At 69.2% G+C, this 23939-nt stretch carries 25 protein-coding genes; 13 read left to right on the top strand and 12 right to left on the bottom strand.

Annotated features, from left to right (window positions below; genetic code table 11):
* The first annotated feature begins 30 nt into the window (after window positions 1–30).
* From FKV25_RS05895 to FKV25_RS05885, 3 genes are all read left to right on the top strand, one after another.
* On the top strand, window positions 31–762 hold the full coding sequence (locus tag FKV25_RS05895) for a hypothetical protein (protein WP_141517867.1): 732 nt from the start codon (window positions 31–33) through the stop codon (window positions 760–762).
* Between the two features lie 114 nt (window positions 763–876).
* A complete protein-coding gene (locus tag FKV25_RS05890; RefSeq protein ID WP_141517866.1) occupies window positions 877–1800 on the top strand; it encodes a M14 family metallopeptidase in 924 nt (307 codons plus the stop codon).
* A 105-nt stretch (window positions 1801–1905) separates the two neighbouring features.
* Window positions 1906–2859 (top strand): glutaminase, encoded by a 954-nt coding sequence (locus FKV25_RS05885; RefSeq protein WP_141517865.1) that lies wholly within the window; start codon window positions 1906–1908, stop codon window positions 2857–2859.
* A 334-nt stretch (window positions 2860–3193) separates the two neighbouring features.
* Here FKV25_RS05885 and FKV25_RS05880 read toward each other — a convergent pair whose 3' ends face one another.
* The 6 genes from FKV25_RS05880 to FKV25_RS05850 form a co-directional block, all read right to left on the bottom strand.
* The gene (locus FKV25_RS05880; RefSeq protein ID WP_141517864.1) at window positions 3194–3679 is read right to left on the bottom strand and encodes a pyridoxamine 5'-phosphate oxidase family protein; all 486 of its coding nucleotides are present in this window, start codon (window positions 3677–3679) and stop codon (window positions 3194–3196) included.
* A gap of 163 nt (window positions 3680–3842) precedes the next feature.
* Window positions 3843–4157 (bottom strand): YkgJ family cysteine cluster protein, encoded by a 315-nt coding sequence (locus FKV25_RS05875; protein WP_141517863.1) that lies wholly within the window; start codon window positions 4155–4157, stop codon window positions 3843–3845.
* A complete protein-coding gene (locus FKV25_RS05870) occupies window positions 4154–4831 on the bottom strand; it encodes a class I SAM-dependent methyltransferase (protein WP_141517862.1) in 678 nt (225 codons plus the stop codon). The genes FKV25_RS05875 and FKV25_RS05870 overlap by 4 nt, the downstream gene beginning before the upstream one ends.
* A 209-nt stretch (window positions 4832–5040) precedes the next feature.
* Window positions 5041–5586, bottom strand: a complete 546-nt coding sequence (locus tag FKV25_RS05865; protein WP_141517861.1) for a peroxiredoxin — start codon at window positions 5584–5586, stop codon at window positions 5041–5043.
* 133 nt (window positions 5587–5719) lie between these two features.
* Window positions 5720–6910 carry a trypsin-like serine peptidase gene (locus FKV25_RS05860; protein ID WP_141517860.1) on the bottom strand — a complete coding sequence of 397 codons (1191 nt, stop codon included), beginning with the start codon at window positions 6908–6910 and terminating at the stop codon, window positions 5720–5722.
* Between the two features lie 1087 nt (window positions 6911–7997).
* Entirely contained in the window at window positions 7998–9032 is a 1035-nt protein-coding gene (locus FKV25_RS05850; RefSeq protein ID WP_141517859.1) for a mechanosensitive ion channel family protein, read from the bottom strand.
* Between the two features lie 194 nt (window positions 9033–9226).
* Between FKV25_RS05850 and FKV25_RS05845 the strand changes: the two genes are divergently transcribed.
* From FKV25_RS05845 to FKV25_RS05835, 3 genes are all read left to right on the top strand, one after another.
* Window positions 9227–9877, top strand: a complete 651-nt coding sequence (locus FKV25_RS05845; protein ID WP_141517858.1) for a hypothetical protein — start codon at window positions 9227–9229, stop codon at window positions 9875–9877.
* Between the two features lie 137 nt (window positions 9878–10014).
* A complete protein-coding gene (locus tag FKV25_RS05840; RefSeq protein ID WP_141517857.1) occupies window positions 10015–10548 on the top strand; it encodes a hypothetical protein in 534 nt (177 codons plus the stop codon).
* A 172-nt stretch (window positions 10549–10720) separates the two neighbouring features.
* Window positions 10721–11164, top strand: coding sequence for a hypothetical protein (locus FKV25_RS05835; RefSeq protein ID WP_141517856.1), 444 nt, complete (start codon window positions 10721–10723; stop codon window positions 11162–11164).
* 26 nt (window positions 11165–11190) lie between these two features.
* Here the strand turns inward: FKV25_RS05835 and FKV25_RS05830 are convergent, their stop codons facing one another.
* Both FKV25_RS05830 and FKV25_RS05825 read right to left on the bottom strand, forming a co-directional pair.
* A complete protein-coding gene (locus FKV25_RS05830; protein WP_141517855.1) occupies window positions 11191–11709 on the bottom strand; it encodes an LEA/WHy family protein in 519 nt (172 codons plus the stop codon).
* A gap of 32 nt (window positions 11710–11741) precedes the next feature.
* Window positions 11742–12371 carry a hypothetical protein gene (locus FKV25_RS05825; RefSeq protein WP_141517854.1) on the bottom strand — a complete coding sequence of 210 codons (630 nt, stop codon included), beginning with the start codon at window positions 12369–12371 and terminating at the stop codon, window positions 11742–11744.
* A 115-nt stretch (window positions 12372–12486) separates the two neighbouring features.
* On the opposite strand from FKV25_RS05825, the gene sstT reads away from it, so the two are divergent.
* Window positions 12487–13728 (top strand): serine/threonine transporter SstT, encoded by a 1242-nt coding sequence (gene sstT / locus FKV25_RS05820; protein ID WP_141517853.1) that lies wholly within the window; start codon window positions 12487–12489, stop codon window positions 13726–13728.
* Between the two features lie 12 nt (window positions 13729–13740).
* Here the strand turns inward: sstT and FKV25_RS05815 are convergent, their stop codons facing one another.
* Window positions 13741–14457 (bottom strand): energy transducer TonB, encoded by a 717-nt coding sequence (locus FKV25_RS05815; RefSeq protein WP_141517852.1) that lies wholly within the window; start codon window positions 14455–14457, stop codon window positions 13741–13743.
* Window positions 14458–14632: 175 nt separating this feature from the next.
* On the opposite strand from FKV25_RS05815, the gene FKV25_RS05810 reads away from it, so the two are divergent.
* From FKV25_RS05810 to soxR, 4 genes are all read left to right on the top strand, one after another.
* Window positions 14633–15253: an HD domain-containing protein gene (locus tag FKV25_RS05810; RefSeq protein ID WP_141517851.1), complete on the top strand. Its 621-nt coding sequence runs from the start codon at window positions 14633–14635 to the stop codon at window positions 15251–15253.
* Window positions 15254–15344: 91 nt separating this feature from the next.
* On the top strand, window positions 15345–16628 hold the full coding sequence (locus FKV25_RS05805) for an MFS transporter (RefSeq protein WP_141517850.1): 1284 nt from the start codon (window positions 15345–15347) through the stop codon (window positions 16626–16628).
* Between the two features lie 121 nt (window positions 16629–16749).
* Window positions 16750–17925: a glycosyltransferase gene (locus FKV25_RS05800; RefSeq protein ID WP_141517849.1), complete on the top strand. Its 1176-nt coding sequence runs from the start codon at window positions 16750–16752 to the stop codon at window positions 17923–17925.
* Between the two features lie 73 nt (window positions 17926–17998).
* Window positions 17999–18451 carry a redox-sensitive transcriptional activator SoxR gene (soxR, locus tag FKV25_RS05795; protein ID WP_141517848.1) on the top strand — a complete coding sequence of 151 codons (453 nt, stop codon included), beginning with the start codon at window positions 17999–18001 and terminating at the stop codon, window positions 18449–18451.
* 82 nt (window positions 18452–18533) lie between these two features.
* Here soxR and FKV25_RS05790 read toward each other — a convergent pair whose 3' ends face one another.
* The gene (locus FKV25_RS05790; protein WP_141517847.1) at window positions 18534–18845 is read right to left on the bottom strand and encodes an HPF/RaiA family ribosome-associated protein; all 312 of its coding nucleotides are present in this window, start codon (window positions 18843–18845) and stop codon (window positions 18534–18536) included.
* A gap of 165 nt (window positions 18846–19010) precedes the next feature.
* Here FKV25_RS05790 and FKV25_RS05785 point away from each other — a divergent pair, with 165 nt between their 5' ends.
* Entirely contained in the window at window positions 19011–19772 is a 762-nt protein-coding gene (locus FKV25_RS05785) for a sulfurtransferase (RefSeq protein WP_141517846.1), read from the top strand.
* A gap of 38 nt (window positions 19773–19810) precedes the next feature.
* Here FKV25_RS05785 and FKV25_RS05780 read toward each other — a convergent pair whose 3' ends face one another.
* Window positions 19811–20818 carry an aldo/keto reductase gene (locus FKV25_RS05780; protein WP_141517845.1) on the bottom strand — a complete coding sequence of 336 codons (1008 nt, stop codon included), beginning with the start codon at window positions 20816–20818 and terminating at the stop codon, window positions 19811–19813.
* 166 nt (window positions 20819–20984) lie between these two features.
* Between FKV25_RS05780 and FKV25_RS05775 the strand changes: the two genes are divergently transcribed.
* On the top strand, window positions 20985–21932 hold the full coding sequence (locus FKV25_RS05775; protein WP_141517844.1) for an AraC family transcriptional regulator: 948 nt from the start codon (window positions 20985–20987) through the stop codon (window positions 21930–21932).
* Window positions 21933–21979: 47 nt separating this feature from the next.
* On the opposite strand, the gene htpG is transcribed toward FKV25_RS05775, so the two are convergent.
* The gene (gene htpG / locus FKV25_RS05770) at window positions 21980–23875 is read right to left on the bottom strand and encodes a molecular chaperone HtpG (RefSeq protein WP_141517843.1); all 1896 of its coding nucleotides are present in this window, start codon (window positions 23873–23875) and stop codon (window positions 21980–21982) included.
* Between the last annotated feature and the right edge of the window lie 64 nt (window positions 23876–23939).

The raw sequence follows: 23939 nt of genomic DNA, 5'->3' as shown, positions 1-23939 counted from the left end.
GGCAATGACGCCCATCCCGGAGGACACCCCATGACCCGCATCTATCGCGGCCAGGCCCAGATCGAGAGCCTGGACACGTACTTCATCGACGCACTTGGCCTGTGCCGGACCGCGGCAGGCTGGCTGCAGCCTCGCAACCGCAACGTCCTGCTGGACGCCAACGACGCCGACGCCACCACCGTGCGCACCGCGCTGACGACCTACTTCGGCGTCCAGTTCGGCGCCGGCCCAGCGCCGGCGCTGGGCCCGGGCGACACCGTCTTCGTCGATACCGCGCAGACCGTGTATGCCGCCATCGCCACCGCGCTCAATACCTGGACCGTCTACATCGAGTACGCGGACTGGCAGGACCACGATCCCGACGAGTACGCATCGGCGCGCCCGCCGGTGGTGTTCCCCGATGCCGAAGGCAACGTGGATGCCGGCAACCCCAACAGCTTCCAGGCGACCTGGGCCGACGTCCGCAACAACATGAACCGCGGCACCCAGAGCTATGTGTTCATGCACAACGGGCTGCCGGTCACGGTGTCGCCAGCGCGCGACCTGTCGTTCCGGATCCAGCTGAACACGCGCTTCCGCAATGCCGACGACATGCTCAAGCAGGAGACGATCATCCACGAGATGTCGCATGCGCTCGCCGACACCAACGACGCGGCCTACGCCGACACGATCGCCCAGGCGCGCCTGATCTGCGCCGCACACGGCGCGCCGACGGCGCGCGACACCGCCGACTGCTGGGGCTTCTTCCCCTTCGACCTCTAGGACCTGGCATCGGGCGCCGGGTGCCGCGCAGGGCCGGGGCGGATGGCGCGGGCACCCGGCGCCCCGAGGGGCGATGGTAAAGTGGAGCGCTCGCCCGCACCGGAGCCAGCGTCCATGTCCATTGCCCCCGCCTTCCATCCCATCGGTACCCCCGGCGTCGCGTGGGGGGCGGCCGAGCGCGGGCAATGGCTGGCGCGGCAGTCCAGGCAACGCAGTTACCGGGAAGACGTCGTCGACGCGATCGATCGCCTGCGCACCCGCTTCGACGTGGAGGACTACGGGCGCCTGGTCTACGGCGAAGAGGCCTACCCGCTGTATGCCGTGCGCAGCCGCGACTGGCATGACGAGCGCCCGGTCGTGCTGGTGACCGGCGGCGTCCATGGCTACGAAACCAGCGGCGTGCATGGCGCGCTGCGTTTCCTCGACCTGTATGCCGCCGACTATGCGGACCGCGTGAACCTGCTGGTGGTGCCCTGCGTGAGTCCCTGGGCCTATGAGCGCATCCACCGCTGGAACCCGGATGCGATCGACCCCAACCGGTCCTTCGTCGAGGACAGTCCCGCGGGTGAATCGGCCGCGTTGATGCGCCTGGTGGCGCCGCTCCAGGGGCGCGTGCGGGTGCACGTGGACCTTCACGAGACCACCGACAGCGACGAGAGCGAGTTCCGGCCCGCGCTGGCGGCGCGGGACGGCAAGCCGTTCGAGCCGGGCGAGATCCCGGATGGCTTCTACCTGGTCGGCGACACCGCGAACCCGCAATCGGACTTCCAGCGGGCGATCATCGAAGCCGTGGCCAAGGTCACCCACATCGCTCCCGCCGACGCGCGCGGCGAGATCATCGGTTCGCCGGTCGTCGCACCGGGCGTGATCAACTACCCGCTCAAACCGCTGGGCCTGTGCGCGAGCATCACCGGAGCGCGCTACACCACCACCACCGAGGTGTACCCCGACAGCCCCAGGGCGACGCCCGAACAGTGCAACGAGGCCCAGGCCACCGCGGTGCGCGCGGCGATCGACTACGCACTCGCGCACCACTGAGCGCCTTCCGCGCAGCACCGGCCGCTCGCCAAGCGGCCCGGACGGGTTCCGGTGCCGGCGCATTCCGGTCATGCTGTGCGCGGTTTTCCACGAAGACGTCCCTGCATGCACCTGCGGTTCCCAAGCGCCTGCGACATCGACCAGCATGACTTCGCCGCCATCCTCGACGCCATCCACGACGAGGTCCGCCAGCGCCTGGGCGAAGGTCGCCAGGCCGACTACATCAAGGCCCTGGCCGAAGTATCGCTGGACGGCTTCGGCATGGCCCTGGTCCTTCGCGACGGCCGCGTGTTCGAGGTGGGTTCGGCGCGCCATCGGTTCACGATCCAGAGCATCTCCAAGGTCCACACGCTGACCCTGGCGCTTGACGCCGTGGGCGATGCCCTCTGGGAGCGGGTGGATCGCGAGCCCTCGGGCGACGCCTTCAATTCGCTCATCCAGCTCGAGTACGAGAAGGGCATTCCGCGCAATCCGTTCATGAATGCCGGCGCGCTGGTGGTCGCCGACGTGGTGCTGTCGAGCTGCAGCGACGCGCGCTCGCGCCTGCTTGCGTTCATGCGCGCCCGTTCGGGCAACCCCGGGGTGGCCTGCGACGAGGACGTGGCGCGCTCGGAGGCGGAGACCGGCCACCGCAACCTCGCGCTGGCGCATTTCATCAAGAGTTACGGCAACCTGCACAACCCCGTGGAGGACGTGCTGGATTTCTACTACCACCAGTGCGCACTGAGCATGGACTGCGTCGACCTGGCCAGGAGCATGCAGTACCTGGCCGGCAACGGGCATTGCAGCGTCTCAGGCGAGCAGGTCGTCAGCGGCGAACTGGCGACCCGCATCAACGCCATGATGATGACCGCGGGCACCTACGATGCCGCCGGCGACTTCGCGTTCTACGTCGGATTGCCGGCCAAGAGCGGCGTCGGCGGCGGCATCGTCGCCGTGGTCCCGCACGTGCTCAGCCTGTGCGTGTGGTATCCCGGTCTCGACGACAAGGGCAATTCGCTGCTGGGCCGGTATGCGTTGCATCGTTTCAGCCGGATGACCGGCCTGTCGGTGTTCTGAGGCGTCCCCGGACCGGATCCGGTCGCCGATACCCAAGCCCGGCGGTCTTGGCTATGCTCGCGCGATGAGCCCGCATGGAACCGGCGGTCGAAGCCCCGGGGGAATCGACGGGCGCACGCCTGCCCATGGCGGACCTGCACGCGCGGCTGGCGCGAAACGGTGCGGTCGCGCACGCTCGACGGCTCGACCCTGGATCTGGCGGGCCCCTCGATTGCGCCGTCGAGTTGCACAACGGCGGGCGCACGTTCCACCTGGTGCGATCGCGGCGGTGGTACGACGCCCAACCGCCGCTGCTGCCCTGATCCGCAGCGCTGACTGGGCAGCGCTGCGGGCTTCAATCCAGGCGCACGTCCGCCACCTTGTCCTGGTAGTCCTTCTTGGGGTCGACACCCAGCAACAGCTTCACGCCCGCCAGGAAATTGGATTCGTTGAGCCAGATCTCGGCATGCTCGGCGTCGAAGCGAAGCAGGGTCAGCTTGGGGTCGTCCTTGCCCTCGAACCACGCCGCGATGAAGGGATTCCACAGGCGATCGATCACCGCCCTGTCGTTGTCGACGACCAGGCTGCCCTGGATGCTGGCGAACAGCTCGTGGTCCTTGGCGGAAAAGGCCGCGATCGCGCGGCGGCTCTCGGCCAGGTGTTGCACGACGGCATTGGGGCGACCGGTGAAGAACCAGATGGGGCCGCCTTCGTCGTGTTCGGTCATGGCGGTCATCGGACGCGAGTGGCCGTCCTCGACGCCGTCCACGCCGAGCATGAGGGTGCGGTCGGACTTGAGTGCCTTCCAGAAGCGCTTTTCGAGTTCTTGGGATGTCGTCATGGGAGCCTCGTTGGGGGGGAGCAATCGGGGCCACGATGGCCCACGCCCCATTGGTAGGGCATGGGGCGTTAAGCAGGCGTCCGTTTCGCGCCCCGGGCACGCCTGGCCGCGAAGGCGATTGTCGGGCGGTACATCTTGGTGACGGGCGGGTGCGCGCCGCGCCTCAGGTGTAGACCGCCAGGGGGATGCCGCGCGCGCGGCGATCCCGGTAGTCGGCGCGGATGTCGCGGCAGTACGGACCGTCCATCCGGAAGCGGCGGCAGACGTCGGGCCGGCTGCCGTAGATCGAGCAGCCGCCGGTGGCCGCGTCGACCGCGACGCACCAGCCCTCGGCGTCACGGGCCATGACGTGGAGGCCGGCCGCCGTGCGTGCGGTGAGGTGCTCGGGTATGCGGTCCTCGGCGGCGAGGACGACGGTCAGGCGGCAGCAGACCGCGTCGCAGCGGCTGCAGTCGGCGCGGGTCCGCGCGCCGCTCATGGTGCCGTCACGCTGGTGGCGCGTTCGTCGCGGCGGTAGTGCAGGAGCCGGCCGTGCGGTATGTCGGGCTCGCCCTCCAGCGCCTCGCGGCTTTCGGTGACGGAAAAACCCAGCGACGCGAGGTGCCTGGAGAACGGCGCGCTGTTGCCGCGGCCCGGGTCGCTGACCACGACCTCGGCGGCCGCCTGCGCGTGGCGCTCCACCACGTCGGCCAGCAGGGCGGCATGCCCGCGCTCGTACAGGACGTCGCTGGCGATGATCATGTCGAACCGACCCAGGGTCTCCAGCGGCAGGTCCCAGTCCATTTGCCGGTAGTGCACCGAGTCGAGTGCATTGAGCGCCGAGTTGTAGGCGAGGAAGGGCTCGGCGAGGGGATGGATGTCGGACGCGACGATCTCCGCACCACGCTGTTGCAGGACCAGGCTGGCCAGCCCGATCCCGCAACCGACTTCGAGGATGCGCTTGCCGTCGACGTTGGCGGTGGCCATCGCCTGCGCCAGCAGGCGGCCTGCGGGCCACAGCTGCCCGAACAGGCTCCACTGTGCCGAGGAAATGCCCAGGCGTTCGCCGTGGCCATCGGGGTCGGAGAACTGCTGCAGGTCGCTCAGGACCCGAAGGCGGAATGCATGGCCGCCCACGTGGACGAGCAGGGTACGGGTGGAGTAGCCGGGCACGGCGCTTCCTGGGAAGTGTCGCCCGAGGGGCGATGACACGTGGAGGGAAGCGGCCGGCGACGCAGGCGCGTCGCGGGGGGCTGGCGAATGGAGCCTCTTGCGTGCCCGTGATGGTAGCACCGCGGCCCGGCGGACGCGTGACGGTGGCGCGGGCCGGGCGGCCGGTCGACCGCGTGCACGGACGACCGGCGGATGAGGATCGCCGGGGATTACTTGTCGAGCGCGATCACCGCGTCGAGCGTCTCGCGCACGTGCTTGTTGGGGCTCATGTCCGAATAGGCGTGCGCGACATGGCCGTCGGGCGTGATCACGTAGGAGGTCCGGCTCGACCACTCAGGCTTCATCGACAGGGTCGCGTCGTACTGCGCGGCGATCTTCGCGCCCACGTCGGCCGCGACCGGGAACTTGCCGCCGCAGGTTTCCGTGTTGCTGGAGAACGCCTGCAGTTCATCGACGTTGCCGGCCGTCACGCCAATCACGGTCGCGTCGTGGTCCTTGAATTCCTCGATGGCCTCGGAGAACAGGTGGGCCTCGATGTTGCAGCCCGGGGTATTCGCGGCGGGGAAGAAATAGACCACCACCGGCCCCTTCTCCAGGGCCTCGGCCAGGTCGAAGGTGAATGGCTCGCCCGCGAGGTAGGCCGGTGCGGTGAAGGCCGGGGCTTCGGCGCCGGGCTTGAGCGCCGCCATCGCCGTGGAGGCGAATGCGAGGCCAATGAGGGTGGCGGACAGCGTGCGCTTGGTCGTGGCGTTCATCGCGACTTCTCCGGGGAGGGATCGCCAGCATACGGGCATCCGCCCTCCGGGTGCGACGTCCCGGCGCGAAGATGCGCGGGCCAGTTGGCCCGCGCATCGCGGCCGAACGTTCAGCCGGCCGTCACCCCACCGCTCAACAGCCGGCGGCGTTGCACAAGGGCACGATGTTGCTGCTGCTGAACCGCGGCCCGACGTAGCTCTGGCCGAAGTCGCCGATGTGCGGTCCGCTGACGACCGCGTTCACGTGGTTGCCCGAATGCGAATGGGGCGTGTAGTTGCGCAGCCAGCCGCCGCCGCTGCTGCCGTAGGTCATGTCGCAGCCCTGCACCAGCACGTCGGTCCCCTCGTTGCTCGAGGCGTACGTATAGCCCCGGCAGATGTTGGTGTACTGGGTGCTGATGTTGCTGGCGTAGCCGTGCGAGTAGGTGTACTGCACGTAGGGCTGGTTCCAGGAACGGCCAAGCCAGCCCACGTAGTCGGTGACGGGTCGGCCACTGGACTGTTCGCCGGCGAGCCGGATCACCGCGACGTCCCAGCGACGGCCGCCTTCGTTGATCCAGTTGTTCAGCACCGTTGCCGACTGCCAGCCGTACTTGCCATAGGGCGCCACGCCGTAGCGGTCGGCCGGCACGAACACGAAGTTCGAGTTGAAGCCCTGGCCGCGGGTGTACACGCAGTGCGCGGCGGTGATCAGTACCGAGTTGCCGCTGGCCACGTTCGCGGTGCAGTACGAGCTGCCGCCGCTGGGCGTGGTGAAGTAGAGCTTGCCGATCTTGTTCCACGGCGCGGCCAGCCATTGCGAGGTGTTGAGGTTGCCCGGATAGCGGACGTAACCGTAGTGCGCGCCGTCCTGGGGCGAGACCATGCCATCGCGCGCCTTGGGTTGCGCGCCGGCGTCCATGCGTTCCAGGTCGCGCCAGGCCTCGGCGAAGTCACCGCGGGCGAGATACTCGGCGAAGGGCGGCGCGGCGCCACCACGGGCGTCACCGGCAGGGCCACGCAGTTCCGGCGCGGGTTTGGCGTTGCCCTTGGCGGGCTTCGACGCCGCCGCATCGTCCAGCCAGGGCAGCGGGGCGACGGCCGCGCGTTGTTCGGCGGTGGCGAAGGGATGCGGGCGACCGAGTGCTCCGGTGAGCGTCTGCTGCGCGCCGCGAGGCGCCTCCAGCTTCACCACGTCGCCCTCGGGCATGCGGAGCAGCTTCTCCGCGGCGAAGGCCGGGGGCACCATCGCGACCAGCGCGAGGGCGGCCACCAGGGCCGGGGCGCGGGCCCGCGAGGAACGGGTGGCGGGGGACGCGCTTCGATTGCTGTTGCGTGCTTCCATGACATTGACTCCTTGACTGCCGATGCGGGATCGCATCGTTTGGGGGATACCGGCCCCGGGAGTCGTCGTTCCGCGCACGCACCGACGCCGCGGTGTCCGTCTGGAACGCCGCGTCGCGATGCTGGAGGAGGGGAGTGCTGGCACGTCGACATCCTTTTCAGGCCGGTTGGTTCGACCCGGTGGATGACGGTCCTGTCATGCCGGGTCAGTCAATCCAACGCAGCGTTTCGCGAATGCCGGACACGTGTGCGCGCGTGCTTCGAGACTGAACGCGCGCCGTCGCCCGTTCACTTTTTCCGATGGCCTGCAGCGCCAACGGCACATGCCTTGGGCACCGTCTCGTCGAGACGGCCTCGAAGGACTGCAGGGCCGTAGGAACTGTGTCCGTCACCTGGCGATTGTCGTGTTCTTGATGGCGTCGCGCGGGCGGGCATTGGGGAGGGGATGGCCAGCAGTTTTCGCATGACGGCCGAGATGGCAACTTTGGCTGGCATGCCGCGGGCCCGTAGGCCCTGATTGGCCACGTAGGGTGGGTAGCGCCGAAGGCGAAACCCACCGTCGCGAAGGTGCACGCACGACGCGATGGGTTTTGCTTCGCGCTACCCATCCTACGACCACGCATCTCACCGCGCTTCGTAGGGTGGGTCGAGCCGAAGGCGATACCCACCGTGTCTTTCGGCACGACGCAGGACTGATCGTGGTTCGCGTAATCCTTCCTGCGAGGGGAATCCAAACCCCAGGCAAGGTCGGGGGCTTTCGCCCGACGCGCGCGCGAGTCCCTTTTGTCTTGGCAAGAGGAACCAAAACCGCGGGCTCCATCGGCCGCCGGGTCCGGTTTCGCCGCACCGGTTCCCTGTGCGCCTCGGCCGTGGCGGCACCGCGCCCGAACTCGCTTCGCCCGGACAAGGGCGCCTCTGCGGCCGCCATGCCCCGCGGTGCTCGGCGGCCTCAAAGTCGCGAAGATCAAGATCAAGATCAGGATCAACGGCAACGGCAACGGCAACGGCAACGGCAACGCGCCGCGTAGCCCGGGTAAGCGAAGCGCACCCGGGGACCCTGCATCTTTCCGTGGTCGGGGGCGCTCCCTTTATTCCCTGGGCGCCGTCTCATCGAGGAGGTCGCGTCCACGCGCATCCGGATCCATCGCGCGCTCGAATTCGATGCGCGTGCCGATCTCGTCGCGCGCGCGGGTATCGACCCCCGGGTCGGCACGGGGTGCCGCGGGCGTGGGCGATGCGTGCGATTGGGCGGTTGACGGTGGCTCGAAGGACTGCAGCTGCAAGCGGTAGATCGGCTCGGGCATGTCCATGCCGGCGGCCTCCAGCGCGGTCTTCGCCAGGCGTATCGCCTCGCTCTTCACCGCCGCGAAGTCATGGCTGCGCTGGTCGACCCAGCCCAGGAAACGCACCTGCACGTTGGAGTCGCCGAGCGAGGCGATGAATGCGCGCGGCGGCGGAGCATCGAGCACGCCCTCGAGCGAAGCGATCGCCTCGATGCCGATCGCCTGCGCGCGCAGCAGGTCTTCGTTGACGCCGATGCCGACGTCGAACTCGAAGCGACGGCTCGGGTTGCGCGTGTAGTTCAGGATCACGCTGCGGAACACCAGCGCGTTCGGGAGGCGCAGGTGGTTGCCGTCGAGGGTGACCAGGATGGTCGCGCGCGAGGTCATCGAGGCGACGATCCCCTCGTTGCCGTCGATGACGACGTGGTCGCGCGGCGAGAAGGGTTGCCGGATGCTCATCAGGATGCCGGCCAGGTAGTTCTCCAGGATGTCCTTGAACGCGAAGCCGAGGGCGACGCCGAGCACGCCCGCCGTGCCCAGGATGGCGCCCGCCAGCGCAGTGGCGTCGAGGATCTCCAGCGCGACCAGTACGCCCAGGGCCAGCACCAGCCAGCGCACGCTGGTGCGCGCGAGTTCCTGCATGAAGGGGTTGTAGCGGCCGACCCGGTCGATGAGCGCGCGCCGCGAGAGCCAGCGCCCCAGCATCCACGCGAGGACGACGATGACGAGGGCGAGGACGAACACCGGCGCGGCGGATACCAGCGAGGTGACTTCGTGCTGAAGGCGGTCGAACGCGGGACTGAAGCTGATCTCGAAGTCGGGCATCGGGGTCTTTCGCATCGAGTGGACCGCCAGAGTGCCACTGGTGGCGTGCAGGCCATGCGTGCGCGCGGCGGCCGCCGGTGCACGCCGCTTTTCCCCGGCCGGTGCTATCTTCGGCCCGCGACGGCAGCCGCGCGGACGCGGGCAGTCCAGGCGCGTCCAGGCACCCGTGCCTCGCCCGTACAGGGGACGACCACTCGAGGAGCAGCGACATGAAGCATGCGATTTCCATCCTGGCCGTATGCGTGGCCCTGGCCGCCTGCAAGCCCGCGTCCGACGGAGACGGTGCCCAGCCGGTCGTCGACAACGCGCCTGCTGAGCCGACCCCGGCTCAGGCGACTACCGACACCCCGCTTCCGCCTGCCGAGGCCCCCGTGCGCGGGCCGGCCTTCGACAAGACGCTGGAACTGCAGGGCATCGGTTTCCATGTCCAGGGAGGCGATGGCCAGGTCACGGTTACCCCCACCGGCCTCGAGGCCAGCAACGAGCCGATGACGCGCGACATCGATGGCCAGGTGAAGGACGCCGAGTTGGCCGATCTCGATGCCGACGGCTCGCCCGAGGTCTATGTGTTCGTTACCCCGGCCAGCGAGGGAGCACCCGCCGGCCTGGTCGCATTCGCCGCGAACAAGCGCAAGAGCCTGAGCGACATCTACCTGGCGCCGCTCGCAGACGACCAGGACGCGGCCGACGGCTACAAGGGCGGCGACGAGATCGCCGTGGTCGAGAACCGCCTCATCCGTCGCTTTCCGCTGGTGGGCGAAGATGGCCAGCCGACCGGCAAGACCCGTCAGGTCGTGTATCGCCTGATGCCGGGCGAAGCCGGTTGGGTACTGGAGAAGGAGCGGATCAGCGAGTTCTGACCCGGTCGCCTGCCTGAGGCCCGCGGCGTTGCCGGCTGAATCGCCGGCAACGATCGTGGCCGCGGCGGCACGTCAATTCACGTCGCCGCGATGCATGTCGCGTGATGCTGGCTTCGACCTTCCGTCAGGAGTCGAGCATGAAGACTTCCAGCCCGGTCAGCGGCGAGGTCTTCGATACCAAGCTCGCGGCCATTTTCAACGAACCCGCACTCGCGGACCAAGCCCGCCAGGCGCTCCAGGATGCGCTTGCGTTGCCCGATGCACAGGTATGCGTGATCCTGCCCGGCGATCCCGCCACCGACCGCAAGCTCGAACCGGAGATCCAGGGCATCAAGGCCACGATGATCCGTTCGCACGTGACGATGGGGGCTGCCGGCGTGGTCGCCGGGGTGACGGCATGGCTGGTCCTGCATTTCATCGACATTCCCATGATCACCCAGTCGTCCTGGCTGTCCCTCGGCGCGCTGATGTTCTTCGGCGGCATCGCCGGATTGCTGGTGGGCGGTTTGCTCAGCCTGCGACCGGACCACGACCGCTACGTCCACACGGTCAAGGCCGCATTGAAGAAGGGACGCTCGGCCGTGGTGGTGCACGCGCGCTCTGCCGAGGAGCGGGCACGGGCGGCCGCGCTGCTCGAAGGCCGGGGTGGCACGGCCGTATCGTCGCTCTAGCCCGTCCACCTGCGCCGCGCACGGGCCATGACACCCGTGCGCCGGTTTCCGGCGCATTCTGCGTTGTTTGTTATCGGGTGCCTGCCGGAACGGGGCCGCGCCGCGACGCGCGTCCGCCGGCGCCACCCCCGGCCGTCGGTCGACGGTCGCGTGGTTCGATATGGAGATCCGGATGGCCCATAGGCCCGTCTCGTCGGAAACGAATCGGCTCGCTCGCCTCGACACGGCGATGGACGCCATGGAAACCGAGCTCAAGCGCCTGTCGCCTTGGGACGGCCGGACGCCCGCCGAGGGTCGCCGTGCATGGCTGGGCGCGCCGTCGGTGAGGTTCTGCGAACAGGTGCTGGACGCGCTGGCGATGTTTCCGGAAGTCCTGCCGGGCGACCTGGACGTCCGCGACGTGCGCCGGATCATGGAGGACGAGCTGATGTCGATCGACCGCCTGGTCCGCCGCCGCGACCGCCTTCGGCGGCTGGCCGCCCATGCCGACGCCGCGGTGCACGCCAGTGGCGGCGACCTGATGGACACGGTGATGGAGGTCTATTCCCTGCTGGCCCACTCGGGGCGTTCGGCGGGCATCAGGCCGGTACCCGGTGCGGACGGCAAACCGCGCTGACCGGCCACCTTGCCGGATCCGGAGGCTCAGCGGCCGCCCGCTCCGCGCGGCGCGCCGGGCAGCTCGAACTCCACCTCGTTGCTGAAGCGCCGCGTGCCGAACCAGCCGCCTTCGAGTTTGCCGTCCACCCGGTAGCGCAGGGGAGCCTGTCCGGGGTCGCGGGCGAATCCGACCACGTGCTGGATCGCCTTGATCGCCGGGATCGTGACCGGCACCGTCAGCAGCCGTTCGCCATAGGCCGGTACGCGTCCGGCGCTGTCGCTGACCCCGGTGGCGAGGGTGCGGTCGTTGAGCGAGAGGGCCAGCGCCGCGCCGTCGAAGTCGACCGCGTCGGCGTTCGGGTTCTGGATTCGCAGGGTGACCGCCAGGCGGATTTCCAGGCCCTCGCCGGGCAGCGATTCGACGCCCGCGACATCCACGTTCAAGGGATCGCGGTGGGGCATGCTCGCGCAGGCCGACAGCATCCAGGCGAGGGCGATGCCCACGAGCCAGGCCGCAGGCGGCAGCAGGCGATGTCGACGTGGGAAGGGCAGGGTGCTGGCCATGGGCGGTCTCGGGGAGGCAGGGGCGTTCGTGCTCAGCCAGGGACACGCTGCGCATGGCGCAAAAGCGTGCCGCGCGCCTTGGTGATGGCCAGCACGGCGAAGTAGAAGGCGCCGAAGGCGATGACCGTTTGCGGCTGGCTGACCCAGAGCCCGTCGCCGGGCAGCCCGGCCTCGGCGACGATCGCCCGGCTCATCCCCAGGCGGGGCACCGGCACGAACACGGTGAGGAAGACTCCGGCCAGGTAGGCCATGGCCCCGATCGCCCAGTCGGACTGCATCCGCTGGCGCCGGGCCTCGCCGGGCAGGGGCTGGAACACCTGCCAGGCCTTGCCCAGCAGCAGCCAGGCGAAGGCGACCAGCGGCCACCACGCTCCGAACTGGTAGGACCACACGGCGATGAAGAGCAGGTAGAAGCCGCCCAGCGAGGCAACGACGGCCAGTCGATGACGGCGCTTGTCCCGATCGGCGCCGGACTGCAGCAGCATCGAACCGAGCATCGCGGTGGCGTGCAGCAGGATGAATTCGACCAGCATCATCAGCATGCCGGTGCGGATGGCCCCGGCACCCCACCACGCCGGCGCGATCCAGACCGACAGGAAGAAGGCCGAGGTGACGGCATCGGGTAGGGCGGAGGCCCAGCGGGCGATTCGGTCCGGGACCATGGCGCCAGTATGCCGCGGCGGCGGCCCGGCGGGAACGCGGGCGACTGGCACGGCGTCGCCGACCTCCGTATCTTGGGCGCTTCGCCCGGGCCCCGGATGCCGAGGAACAACGCGCATGACACCTGCCAACGACCGCCCCGCCAGCCCACGCTGGCTGGCGTTCCTGTTCAACACCAGCCTGGTTGCCCAGATCGTCGTCGGCCTGGTCATCGGCGTCCTGCTGGCCTGGGCATGGCCCGATGCCGCGCGCGCCAGCGGCCTGCTCGGCAACGTGTTCGTGTCGGCGCTCAAGGCGGTGGCACCGGTGCTGGTGCTGGTGCTCGTCACCGCGGCGATCGCCAACCACAAGCGCGGACAGTCGACCCACATCCGCCCGATCCTCGTCCTGTACCTGGTCGGCACCCTGCTGGCGGCCCTGGTCGCGGTGGTGGCGAGCTTCGCCTTTCCCTCGACCCTGCAACTGGCCGCCGCGGACGTCGCCGTGGCGCCGCCGGCGGGCATCGTCGAGGTTCTGCGCGACCTGCTGATGAAGATCGTCGACAACCCGGTGCACGCGCTGCTGGAGGGCAACTTCATCGGCATCCTCGCCTGGGCGGTCGGCCTGGGCATCGCGCTCAGGAGTGCCGGCGAAAAAACCACGCGGCGCGTGGTCGACGACCTGGCCGGCGCGGTCACCTTCATCGTCCGGCTGGTGATCCGCTTCGCCCCGCTGGGCATCCTCGGTCTCGTGGCCGCGACGCTGGTGGAGTCGGGGTTCGGCGCGCTGCTGGACTACGTCCGCCTGCTGGCGGTGCTCGTGGGCAGCATGCTGTTCGTGGCGCTGGTGGCGAACCCGCTGCTGGTGTTCTTCGTGACCCGCCGCAATCCGTACCCGCTGGTGCTGACGTGCCTGCGCGAGAGCGGCATCACCGCGTTCTTCACCCGCAGCTCGGCGGCGAACATCCCGGTCAACCTGGACCTGTGCCGCCGGCTGGACCTGCCGGAGGACACCTATTCGGTATCGATCCCGCTGGGGGCCACGATCAACATGGCGGGTGCGGCGATCACGATCACCGTGCTGACCCTGGCGGCGGTACATACGCTGGGCATCGAGCCAGACCTGCCGACCGCACTGCTGCTGAGCGTGGTCGCGGCGGTCGCCGCGTGCGGCGCATCGGGCGTGGCCGGTGGCTCGCTGCTGCTGGTGCCGCTGGCCTGCGGCATGTTCGGCATCTCCAACGATGTCGCCATGCAGGTCGTGGCCATCGGCTTCATCATCGGCGTGGTCCAGGATTCGGCCGAGACCGCGCTCAATTCCTCGACCGACGTGCTGTTCACCGCCGCGGCCAGCCGCGCCGCGACCCGCGGCGACGGCTGAAGGGCGCCCGCCTCAGAAGCCGGCGAGCTGGCCGGCCTGGGTGTCGACGCGCGCGGCCGGATCGAGGGTCACGATCGCCAGTCGGCTCAGGTGGCGTGCGCCCGGGCCCTGCCAGCTGCAGCTGGAAGGCACGGGATGGTCGGCCATGAAGCACACCGGCACCAGCACGGTGCTGGCGATCGGCGTGCCATCGACCTGCTCGGGGGTGAAACGCCACTGCCAGGCGGCGTCGCGCGCGGCATTGGCCATCGAGCGCGTGGCGCGTTGCTTGTCGCCGTGGAAGTCGACCGCAGTGACCGCGCCGTTCGCATCCACCTCGACCTGCAGCACGACCACGCCGCCTTCGCCGCGGCGCAGCTCGCTGGTCGGGTAGACCGGGTTGCTCAGGGTGTCGAAGGCAGGGCCCGTCGTGGCCGACAGGATGCGCAGGGGTTCGCCCGCGCTGGCGCCGCCGGCGACGGCGATGCGCAGGTAGCTGCGGATGGAACCCGCGGGCTGGCCGTCGGTCTGGAACACCCATTCGGCGGCACGCGATTCGAGCGCGTTGCGCAGCGTGTCGGGCATCGGCGCGGTCGGTTGCATCGAGACCATGCGCCCCTGGGGGTCGAGTTCGATGGCGAAGGTGTGGACCTGTTCGCCGTTCCACGCGGGGCCGGCGCCACCGGTTTGCGCGAGGACCGCGACGGGAGCGAGGCCGAGCAGGGCGGCGGCGAGTACGAGGGGTTTCATGGGCGCTCCTTCCGGCCAGGCGGCCTGTATTGTTCTGGAATGGAACCCATCTGACCCTGTCCGGCCCCGGCTTGGGTTACACCCATATTTCAAAACCCGTGAATATTGATAAACGGTACTAAAATGGCGACAATCGGTATATATCGGCACGGCACGGCCGTGAGGGCAGCGACGAATGGGTGAGGACCACGGGCTGGACGTCCAGCAGGAAGCGCGGCTCCGCGAGGCCTACGCCCGTCCGCCGCGGGCCTACCACAACTTCGGCCATGTCGAGGAGGTCATGCGCCACGTCGACGCGGTGGCGGACGGGCCCGGCTGGCGCCAGCCCCGCGAAGTGCGGCTGGCGGTGCTGTACCACGATGCCATCTACGAGCCTTCCCGGCACGACAACGAGGCGCGCTCGGCCGCGTTCGCCCGCGCGGAGATCGGCGCCGCCATGTCCCGTGAAGACGTGGACGTCGAGCGCGTCGCATGGCTGATCGAGCTCACCGCGCGCCACGGGCAGTTCGGCCCGGCTGATTTCGCCGACGACGCCCATCCCGGCGACGTCCGCCATTTCCTGGACTGCGACATGGCCATCCTCGGCGCCGCGCCGGACGCCTTCGATGCCTATGACCGCGGGATCGCCAGCGAGTACCGCGGCCACGTGCCGGGCTGGCTGTTCCGGATCAACCGCAGGCGTTTCCTCAAGGGACTTCTGGCCAAGGAAAGGATCTTCCTGAGCGACTTCTTCCACGAGCGCCTGGATGCGCGCGCGCGGGCCAACCTGCGTCGCGCGGTGACCGGCAAGCGTTGAGGCAGCCGGCGCGTTCCGCCGCGCCGGGCGCATCGGGCAGAATGCGGACCTGGCCGGATCGACCCGAACCGGCGGACGGGGATGCCACGCGATGAACGATGCCAGCAGCACCGGGCCGGCGAGCCCGTCGAAGACCCATGTACTCCTGGCCAGCCTGATCGGGACCACGATCGAGTTCTTCGACTTCTACATCTATGCCACCGCGGCGGTGCTGGTGTTTCCGTCCCTGTTCTTCCCGGCCGGCGACCCGGCGTCGTCGACGCTGCAATCGCTGGCGACCTTCGCCCTGGCGTTCTTCGCCCGACCGATCGGGTCGGCGGTCTTCGGGCATTTCGGCGACCGCGTCGGCCGCAAGGCGACGCTGGTGGCGGCCCTGCTCACCATGGGGGTCTCGACGGTGGTGATCGGCCTGTTGCCAACCTACGCGCAGTGGGGCGTCGCCGCGCCGGCCCTGCTCGCGTTGTGCCGCTTCGGCCAGGGCCTGGGCCTGGGCGGCGAGTGGGGCGGGGCGGTGCTGCTCGCCACCGAGAACGCGCCGCCCGGCAAGCGCGCCTGGTACGGCATGTTCCCGCAACTGGGTGCGCCGCTGGGTTTCCTGATGGCCACCGGCGCCTTCCTGTCGCTGAGTGCCGGCCTGGACGAGGCCGACTTCATGGCCTGGGGCTGGCGCCTGCCGTTCCTGGGCAGCGCGGTCCTGGTGCTGCTGGGTCTGTGGATCCGGCTTCGACTGACCGAGACCCCGGCGTTCCAGCGCGTCATCGACCGCCAGGAACGGGTTGCGCTGCCGATGCGCGACGTGCTCGTCCTGCATCCGCGGGCGCTGTTGCTGGGCACGGTGTCGGCGCTGGCGACCTTCGTGCTGTTCTACCTGATGACGGTGTTCGCGCTCAGCTGGGGCACTTCGCGGCTGGGGCATGCGCGCGAGGACTTCCTGTGGATGCAGATGGGCGGGGTGCTGCTGTTCGCCGCGACGATCCCGCTTTCGGCGCTGTACGCCGACCGGGTCGGGCGTCGCCGGATGATGCTCGTGGCCAGTGCGGCGGTCATGGGTTTCGGCTTCCTCTTCGAGCCGCTGTTCGGTGGCGGCGGCACCGTGGGCACGGTGGCGTTCCTGGCGATCGGCCTCGCGATCATGGGCCTCACCTACGGGCCACTGGGCACCATCCTCGCCGAGCTGTTCCCCGCCGAAGTGCGTTACAGCGGTGCCTCGCTGGCGTTCAACCTGTCGGGCATCTTCGGTGCGTCGCTCGCGCCGTACATCGCCACCTGGCTCGCCAGCCACCATGGACTCGGGTATGTGGGGCTCTATCTCTCGGTGGCCGGCGCGCTGAGCATGCTGGCCTTGCTGGCGGTGCCCCGGCGACTGCACGACTGAGGCCCGTGGCGAGGGCCGCATGACGGCTGGATGACACTCCATGGGGCGCGAAAGCGCCGCGTGGAGGCGTCGCACCGATGCATGCAACACGATGGTAACCGCGCGTGCATAGCCTGACGCGATGAACATCCTGATGCTGTCGGACGTCTATTTCCCGCGTGTGAACGGGGTGTCGACCTCCATTCGCACCTTCGCCCGTTCGCTGCTGAGGATGGGGCACCAGGTCACCCTGGTCGCGCCGGACTACGGCCCGTCTGCGGAAGGGGCGGCCGATGGCGCGCTGGAGGGCATGGAGGTGATACGGCTGCCTTCGCGCGAGATCTTTTTCGACCCGGAGGATCGCCTCATCCGTGGGGACGCGATCAAGGCGCTGCTGCCGCGATTGGCGGCGCGACGCTGGGACGTGATCCACATCCACACCCCGTTCCGCGCGCACGGCCTGGGCGTACGGCTGGCCGAACGCACGCGGGTGCCCACGGTCGAGACCTACCACACCTATTTCGAGGAGTACGTCGCCCACTACCTGCCCTGGCTGCCGGGTGGCCTGCTGCGCTTCATCGCCCGGCGCGTTTCGCGCCAACTCTGCCACGGCGTAGACCACCTGATCGTGCCCAGCGAGCAGATGACCGGCGTGCTGGCCCGCTACGGGATCCAGACGCCCTGGACGGTGATTCCCACCGGCATCGACCTCGACGAATTCCAGGGCGGCGACGGCGCCGCCTTCCGCCAGGCCAACGGAATCGGGCTGGACCAGCCGGTGCTGGTGACGGTGAGCCGGCTTGCGGTCGAGAAGAACATCGCTTTCCTGCTGGAGGTCGCCAAACGGCTGGTCGCCGAGTTCCCGCGCCTTCGATTCATCATCGCCGGCGAGGGCCCGGACGCAAAGCGCCTCAAGCAGCTCAGTGCGTCGCTGGGGCTGCACGATACGGTGCGTTTCCATGGCAACCTCGATCGTCAGGGGGCCCTGCTCGATGCGTACCGGGCCGGCGACCTGTTCGTTTTCGCGTCGCCCACCGAGACCCAGGGCCTGGTGCTGACCGAAGCCATGGCGCTGGGCGTGCCCGTGGTCTCGACCGCGGTGATGGGGACGGCGACAGTGCTGGCCGGCACGCGCAGCGCAGTGGTCAGTCCCGAGGATGCCGGGGCGTTCGCCGAGACCGTTGCAGGCCTGCTGCGGTCGCCGGCGCGTCGCGCCGAGCTGGCGTTGGCCGGGCCGGAGGACGCGCGTGCATGGAGCACGGACACCCTGATGGGCCGGGTCGTATCGCTCTACCAGGGACTCGTCGACGAAGCCTGAGCGCCCCATCGCGCTTGTCGTCCCGACGCGTGCAGGCGAGGATGAAAGCTCGAGCAATGTCGAGGTAGCGAGTATGTCCGAGCTGAGCGTGGGGCAGTTGGCCGAACGCAGCGGCGTGGCCGTGTCGGCCCTTCACTTCTACGAGGCCAAGGGCCTGATCCACAGTCGACGCACGGCGGGCAACCAGCGCCGCTACGGGCGCGACAGTCTGCGGCGGGTAGCGGTCATCCGGGTCGCGCAACGGGTCGGCATCCCGCTGGCGGCGATTCGAGAGGCCTTGTCGACCTTGCCGGAGAACCGGACGCCGACGCGACGCGACTGGCTGCGGCTGTCCACGCACTGGCAGGCGGACCTGGACGCGCGCATCGCGCAGTTGCAACAGTTGCGCGACACGCTGGGCGAGTGCATCGGCTGCGGTTGCCTGTCGCTGGAGCGGTGTCGCCTGGCCAATCCCCGCGACAGTCTGGGCGGGTCTGGCGCCGGGGCACGCCGCTGGCGTGGCGCTGGTGAGCGCGAAGGCAGCTAGAAGAACGCGGGGAAGCGGGATCGCCATGCCGCCGGAGCGCGTCCGGCGGCCGGCAGCGGGCCCGTGAATGGGCCAGGGCGGGTCAGTGGGTCAGCTTGCCCAGTGCGTGGTCGAGCACGCGCTGGAGTTTGCGGGCGGCGCCCGACACTGCGCTCTTGACGGTATCCGCGTCCTCGGAAGCAGTCATCGGCGGCAAGCCTTCCAGGCGCGCTTCCATCACGCAATGCTTGTCGTTGCCGCCGGTCTTGGTGGCGTTGTTGTCGCGGACATGGACCTCGATCCGGGTGATCTGGCCATTGAACCGGTCCAGCGAACTGGCCAGGGCCGACTCGACATGCCGCGTCAGGGACTCGTCGTGCTGGACGTGGCTGTCGGTGTTGATCTGTACCTTCATTGCGCCTCCATTTCTTGTTATGGGCGGTAGCCGGAACGGGGTCCGGGCTACCTGTCGCACACAGTGACAGTGCCTGCATTCAGACTGCGCGAAGGGCCCGGGGTTCCGTGGCGCGTTCAGCGCCCGGACACGCCCCGGCGCGAGGCGGGCGCGTAAAATGCGGCGATGATCGTCAATATCGCCGCCTACCACTTCACCCCGCTCGATGCGCCACGGGTGCTCGCCGACCGCCTTCGCGAACGCGCCGAGGCCGGACGGCTGCGGGGAACGGTGCTTGTCGCGGAAGAGGGCCTCAACCTGTTCCTGGCGGGCAAGCAGGACGATATCGAGGGGTTCCTTGCCGACCTGCGGCGGGATGCCCGCTTCGCCGATATCGTGGTCAAGTCCAGCCTCAGCCGGTCCCAGCCATTCGCGCGCCTGAAGGTGAAGGTCAAGCGCGAGATCATCGCGTTCCGCCGCGGCGACGCCTCGCCGCTGGCGCGCCGCGCGCCGACGGTGGCGCCGGCCGACCTGGCCCGCTGGCTGTCGCAGGGCCACGACGACACCGGGCGGCGACTGGTCCTGTTCGATACCCGCAACCGCGAGGAGGTGGGCTACGGCAGTTTCACCGGCGCGCTCACCCTGCCGATCGACAACTTCACCGACCTCCCCGAGGCGCTGTCGCCGCACCGCGAGGCGCTGGCCGACGCCACCGTGGTCAGCTTCTGCACCGGCGGCATCCGCTGCGAGAAGGCGGCGCTGTGGATGCAGGCCTCCGGCATGGACAACGTCGTGCAACTGGACGGCGGCATCCTTGGATATTTCGAGCAGGTGGGTGGCGCCCATTACGAGGGGCGCTGTTTCGTGTTCGACGGACGGGTCGCCCTGGATCCCGCCCTGCAGCCGCTCGTGGATGCGGTCGATCCGGCCACCCCGGTCGCGGCCTGACCCGGCCAGCGCGTGGCCCTGGCCGGGCGGACGAGGCCTCAGGCGTTGACGTTGCGCATGCCCGCTTCGGGATAGCGGGTGCCGGCGACCTCGTGCCGCGCGAGCACCTCGTCCAGGCGTGCGAGTTCGACTGCGTCGAGTTCGAGCATGGTCGCGGCCGCGTTCTCGTCCAGGCGGCGGGTCTGGCGCGTGCCCGGGATCGGCACGATGTCGGGACCGCGATGCAGCAGCCAGGCCAGGGCCAGCTGCGCCGGCGTGCAGCCCCGTGCATCGGCCAGGGCCGTAACCGCCTCGACCAGGGCGCGGTTGACGTCGATGTTGCCGTCCTGGAAGCGGGGGTTCTGCCGTCGCCAGTCGTCGTCGGCAAGGGCGCTGGTGGACGCGATCGCGCCGGTCAGGAAGCCGCGGCCGAGCGGGCTGTAGGGCACGAAACCGATGCCGAGCTCGCGGCACGCCGGCAGGGCGTCGGTCTCCACGTCGCGCGTCCACAGCGAGTATTCGCTTTGCAGCGCGGCGATCGGGTGCACGGCGGCAGCGCGGCGCACGGTGTCGCCGGACGCCTCCGACAGGCCCAGGTGGCGGACCTTGCCGGCCTCGACGAGGCGCGCCATCGCGCCGACGGTCTCCTCGATCGGGACGTTCGGATCCACGCGGTGCTGGTAGTACAGGTCGATGTGGTCGACGCCCAGGCGCTTCAGGCTGGCGTCGCAGGCGGCGGCGACGTAGGCAGGTGAGCCGTCGATGCCGAGGAACGCGCCATCGGCCGCGCGCACGTTGCCGAACTTGGTCGCCAGCACGATTTCATCGCGCCGCCGGGCCAGGACCTTCGACAGCAGGATCTCGTTGCGGCCGACGCCGTACATGTCGGCGGTATCGAGGAAGTCGACGCCGATGTCGAGCGCGTGGTCGAGCACGGCGAGGTTGGCCTGCTCGTCGGACGGGCCATAGAAGTCCGACATGCCCATGCAGCCCAGGCCGATGGCCGATACCTCCAGCGCGGCACCAAGGCGCCGGCGCGGGACAGGGCGGGAAAGAGAAAGCGTCATTGCATCGCTCCGTGTGGGGGAGGGGACAGCCTAGGGGCGGGCACGGCCGGGCCGGTAGACGGTTGCCGCAGGATCCTTGCCCGATCCTGCATGGCGGGCTTTGCCGACGCATCACGTCGCCCGGGCCGGCGTATGCTGGTCCTGGACCAGAAGCACCATCGAAATCATGCAATTGCACACAGGACACGCGAGCGAGGCCCGGACTGCGGGCGACCCGCGCCAGCGCGAGCTGGCCGGGCGGATTGCCCGATTGGCGACCGTCGACGGCGCCCATCCCAGCCCTTGGGCACCCCTGACCCTGATCCGTGCCAGTGCACCCAACCAGGGCCTGCCCTCGGTCTATGAGCCCAGCCTCTGCGTGGTCGTGCAGGGACGCAAGCGGACCGTGGTCGGCGACCGGGTGCTGCACTACGACCCGCTGAACTACCTGGTCGTGTCGCTGACCCTGCCGGCGGTCGGCCAGATCCTGGAGGCGACGCCCGAGCAGCCCTACCTGTGCCTGCGCCTGGCGATCGACACCGAAGAGATCGCGCGGCTGTTGCTCGAACTCGGCCCGTCCGCATCCGCGCCGGCGGACCGCGACGACGGGCTGGGGATGTACGTCGCATCGATGTCCGGCGAACTGCTCGACGCATTGCTCAGGCTGGTGCGGTTGCTCGACAGCCCGCGCGACCTGCCGGTGCTGGCGCCCGCGGCCTGTCGCGAGATCCAGTATCGCGTGCTGATGGGCGAGCTCGGCCACCAGCTGCGCCACCTGGTGGTACAGGAAGGCCATGCCCACCGGGTCGCCCGTGCGATCGACTGGATCCGCGCGCACTTCGACCAGGCCCTGCGGGTCGACGCGCTGGCGGAGGCGATGCACATGAGCGCCTCGTCGCTGCACCACCAGTTCAAGGCGGTGACCGCGATGTCGCCCTTGCAGTTCCAGAAGCAGCTACGCCTTCACGAGGCGCGGCGACTGATGTTCAGCGAGGGCCTGGAGGCGGCCGCGGCCGGCCACCGCGTCGGCTACGGGAGTCCGTCGCAGTTCAGCCGAGAGTACCGGCGCCTGTTCGGTGCGCCGCCGCGTCGCGAGGTCAGGGCGATCCAGCGCGACGCCGCCGGCATCGGATAGGCCGGCAGGCGCGCGAGGACCGTGCGGGGCGATCGCCCCGCCCGACGTCAGCCGGCCAGTTCGACCAGCAGCTTGTTCAGGCGGCCCACGTAGCGGGCCGGGTCCTTCAGGCCGTGGCCCGCGGCCAGGGCCGCCTGGTCGAACAGGATCAGGCTCAGCGCATCGAAGCGTTCGCCGTCAGGCTCGCCGTCGAGCTTGTCGATCAGCGGGTGCGCGGGATTGAACTCGAACACCGGCTTGGAATCGGGCACGGCCTGGCCACTGGCCTCGAGGATCTGGCGCATCTGCGCGCCGATGTCGTTTTCGCCGATCGCCAGCACGGCCGGGGAGTCGGTCAGACGGTGCGAGACCCGTACGTCGGAGACCTGCTCGCCCAGCGCCACCTTGAGCCGGTCGACCAGGCCCTGGCGCGACTTGGCGACTTCTTCCTGCGCGGCCTTGTCCGCTTCCGAGTCCAGGGCGCCCAGGTCGAGGTCGCCGCGACCGGCATCGACGAAGGACTTGCCGTCGAACTCGTGCAGGTAGCCCATCATCCACTCGTCGATGCGGTCGCTGAACAGCAGGACCTCGATGCCCTTCTTGCGGAAGACCTCCAGGTGCGGGCTGTTGCGCAACTGGGTGTGGCTCTCGCCGACCAGGTAGTAGATCTTGTCCTGGCCGTCCTTCATGCGCGCCACGTAATCGGCCAGTGCGACGCTGGGCTTGCCGCTGTCGTCGTGCGTGGAGGAAAAGCGCAGCAGCGCGGCGATCTTCTCGCGGTTGCCGAAGTCCTCGGCCGGACCTTCCTTGAGGACCTCGCCGAACTGGTCCCAGAAGGTCGCGTACTTGTCGGCGTCGCCCGAGAGCTTGTCGAGCATGTCGAGGACGCGCCGGGTCAGCGCGGTCTTCATCGAGCCGATCATCGGGTTGTTCTGCAGGATCTCGCGCGAGACGTTCAGCGACAGGTCGCTGGAGTCGACCACGCCACGCACGAATCGCAGGTAGCGCGGCAGGAACTGCTCGGCCTTGTCGGTGATGAAGACGCGCTGCACGTACAGCTTGAGTCCATGGCTGCCGTCGCGATGGTAGAGGTCGAAGGGCGCGTGTGCCGGCAGGTAGAGCAGGGAGGTGTACTCGAGGTTGCCCTCGACCTTGTTGTGGCTCCAGGCCAGCGGGTCCTGGAAGTCGTGCGTCACGTGCTGGTAGAAGCTGCGGTACTCCTCGTCGCCGACCTCGCTGCGCGGACGGGTCCACAGGGCGCTGGCATCGTTGACCGCCTCCCAGGCGGGCGCGCCCGGGGCGTCGTCTTCCGGCGGCGTGCCCGGCATCTCGATCCGTGCGCCGATGTGGTCGGCGTAGCGCTTGACGATGTCGCGCAGGCGCCAGCCGTCCGCGAAGTCCTTCGCGTCGTCCTTCAGCTGGAGGACGATGCGGGTGCCCGGTTCGGCCTTTTCGATCGTCGCGATGTCGAACTCGCCATCGCCTCGCGAGCTCCAGTGCACGCCCTCGCTGGCCGGCCGTCCCGCCCGGCGCGTGAACACGTCCACGCGCTCGGCAACGATGAAGGAGGAGTAGAAGCCGACGCCGAACTGGCCGATCAGCTGCGAGTCCTTCTTCTGCTCGCCCGACATGCTGCGCAGCAGCTCCGCGGTGCCCGAGCGCGCGATGGTGCCGAGGTTGGCGATGACTTCGTCGCGGCCCATGCCGATGCCGTTGTCCTCGACGGTCACGGTGCCGGCGTCCTTGTCGAAGTCGATGCGGATTCGCGGCTCGTGCGGCCCTTCCAGCAGTGCCGGATCGGATATCGCCTGGAAGCGCAGGTGGTCGATCGCGTCGGACGCGTTGGAGACCAGCTCGCGGAGGAAGATCTCCTGGTTGGAGTACAGCGAATGGATCATCAGCTGGAGCAGCTGCTTGACCTCGGTCTGGAATCCCAGCGTTTCCTTGTGTGACTCGGCGCTCATGCCATGGCTCCTGTATGCGTGGTGTCGAGCATCGGGCTCGCCCCGGGGTTCGGGATACAGGCGC

The organism is Marilutibacter aestuarii (assembly GCF_006546775.1).
GTDB lineage: Bacteria > Pseudomonadota > Gammaproteobacteria > Xanthomonadales > Xanthomonadaceae > Marilutibacter > Marilutibacter aestuarii.
This window is presented reverse-complemented; position numbering and strand designations above follow the sequence as displayed.

Excerpts from the sequence above, each read along its gene's own strand:
- FKV25_RS05815 (WP_141517852.1), bottom strand. The coding sequence starts at position 14,457 with ATGAAACCCCTCGTACTCGCCGCCGCCCTGCTCGGCCTCGCTCCCGTC.
- FKV25_RS05875 (WP_141517863.1), bottom strand. The coding sequence starts at position 4,157 with ATGAGCGGCGCGCGGACCCGCGCCGACTGCAGCCGCTGCGACGCGGTC.
- FKV25_RS05895 (WP_141517867.1), top strand. The coding sequence starts at position 31 with ATGACCCGCATCTATCGCGGCCAGGCCCAGATCGAGAGCCTGGACACG.
- FKV25_RS05825 (WP_141517854.1), bottom strand. The coding sequence starts at position 12,371 with ATGGTCCCGGACCGAATCGCCCGCTGGGCCTCCGCCCTACCCGATGCC.
- FKV25_RS05800 (WP_141517849.1), top strand. The coding sequence starts at position 16,750 with ATGAACATCCTGATGCTGTCGGACGTCTATTTCCCGCGTGTGAACGGG.
- FKV25_RS05885 (WP_141517865.1), top strand. The coding sequence starts at position 1,906 with ATGCACCTGCGGTTCCCAAGCGCCTGCGACATCGACCAGCATGACTTC.
- FKV25_RS05840 (WP_141517857.1), top strand. The coding sequence starts at position 10,015 with ATGAAGACTTCCAGCCCGGTCAGCGGCGAGGTCTTCGATACCAAGCTC.
- FKV25_RS05850 (WP_141517859.1), bottom strand. The coding sequence starts at position 9,032 with ATGCGAAAGACCCCGATGCCCGACTTCGAGATCAGCTTCAGTCCCGCG.
- FKV25_RS05790 (WP_141517847.1), bottom strand. The coding sequence starts at position 18,845 with ATGAAGGTACAGATCAACACCGACAGCCACGTCCAGCACGACGAGTCC.
- FKV25_RS05780 (WP_141517845.1), bottom strand. The coding sequence starts at position 20,818 with ATGACGCTTTCTCTTTCCCGCCCTGTCCCGCGCCGGCGCCTTGGTGCC.
- FKV25_RS05835 (WP_141517856.1), top strand. The coding sequence starts at position 10,721 with ATGGCCCATAGGCCCGTCTCGTCGGAAACGAATCGGCTCGCTCGCCTC.
- FKV25_RS05805 (WP_141517850.1), top strand. The coding sequence starts at position 15,345 with ATGAACGATGCCAGCAGCACCGGGCCGGCGAGCCCGTCGAAGACCCAT.
- FKV25_RS05785 (WP_141517846.1), top strand. The coding sequence starts at position 19,011 with ATGATCGTCAATATCGCCGCCTACCACTTCACCCCGCTCGATGCGCCA.
- FKV25_RS05860 (WP_141517860.1), bottom strand. The coding sequence starts at position 6,910 with ATGGAAGCACGCAACAGCAATCGAAGCGCGTCCCCCGCCACCCGTTCC.
- FKV25_RS05880 (WP_141517864.1), bottom strand. The coding sequence starts at position 3,679 with ATGACGACATCCCAAGAACTCGAAAAGCGCTTCTGGAAGGCACTCAAG.
- FKV25_RS05865 (WP_141517861.1), bottom strand. The coding sequence starts at position 5,586 with ATGAACGCCACGACCAAGCGCACGCTGTCCGCCACCCTCATTGGCCTC.
- sstT (WP_141517853.1), top strand. The coding sequence starts at position 12,487 with ATGACACCTGCCAACGACCGCCCCGCCAGCCCACGCTGGCTGGCGTTC.
- FKV25_RS05810 (WP_141517851.1), top strand. The coding sequence starts at position 14,633 with ATGGGTGAGGACCACGGGCTGGACGTCCAGCAGGAAGCGCGGCTCCGC.
- FKV25_RS05845 (WP_141517858.1), top strand. The coding sequence starts at position 9,227 with ATGAAGCATGCGATTTCCATCCTGGCCGTATGCGTGGCCCTGGCCGCC.
- htpG (WP_141517843.1), bottom strand. The coding sequence starts at position 23,875 with ATGAGCGCCGAGTCACACAAGGAAACGCTGGGATTCCAGACCGAGGTC.
- FKV25_RS05775 (WP_141517844.1), top strand. The coding sequence starts at position 20,985 with ATGCAATTGCACACAGGACACGCGAGCGAGGCCCGGACTGCGGGCGAC.
- soxR (WP_141517848.1), top strand. The coding sequence starts at position 17,999 with ATGTCCGAGCTGAGCGTGGGGCAGTTGGCCGAACGCAGCGGCGTGGCC.
- FKV25_RS05890 (WP_141517866.1), top strand. The coding sequence starts at position 877 with ATGTCCATTGCCCCCGCCTTCCATCCCATCGGTACCCCCGGCGTCGCG.
- FKV25_RS05830 (WP_141517855.1), bottom strand. The coding sequence starts at position 11,709 with ATGGCCAGCACCCTGCCCTTCCCACGTCGACATCGCCTGCTGCCGCCT.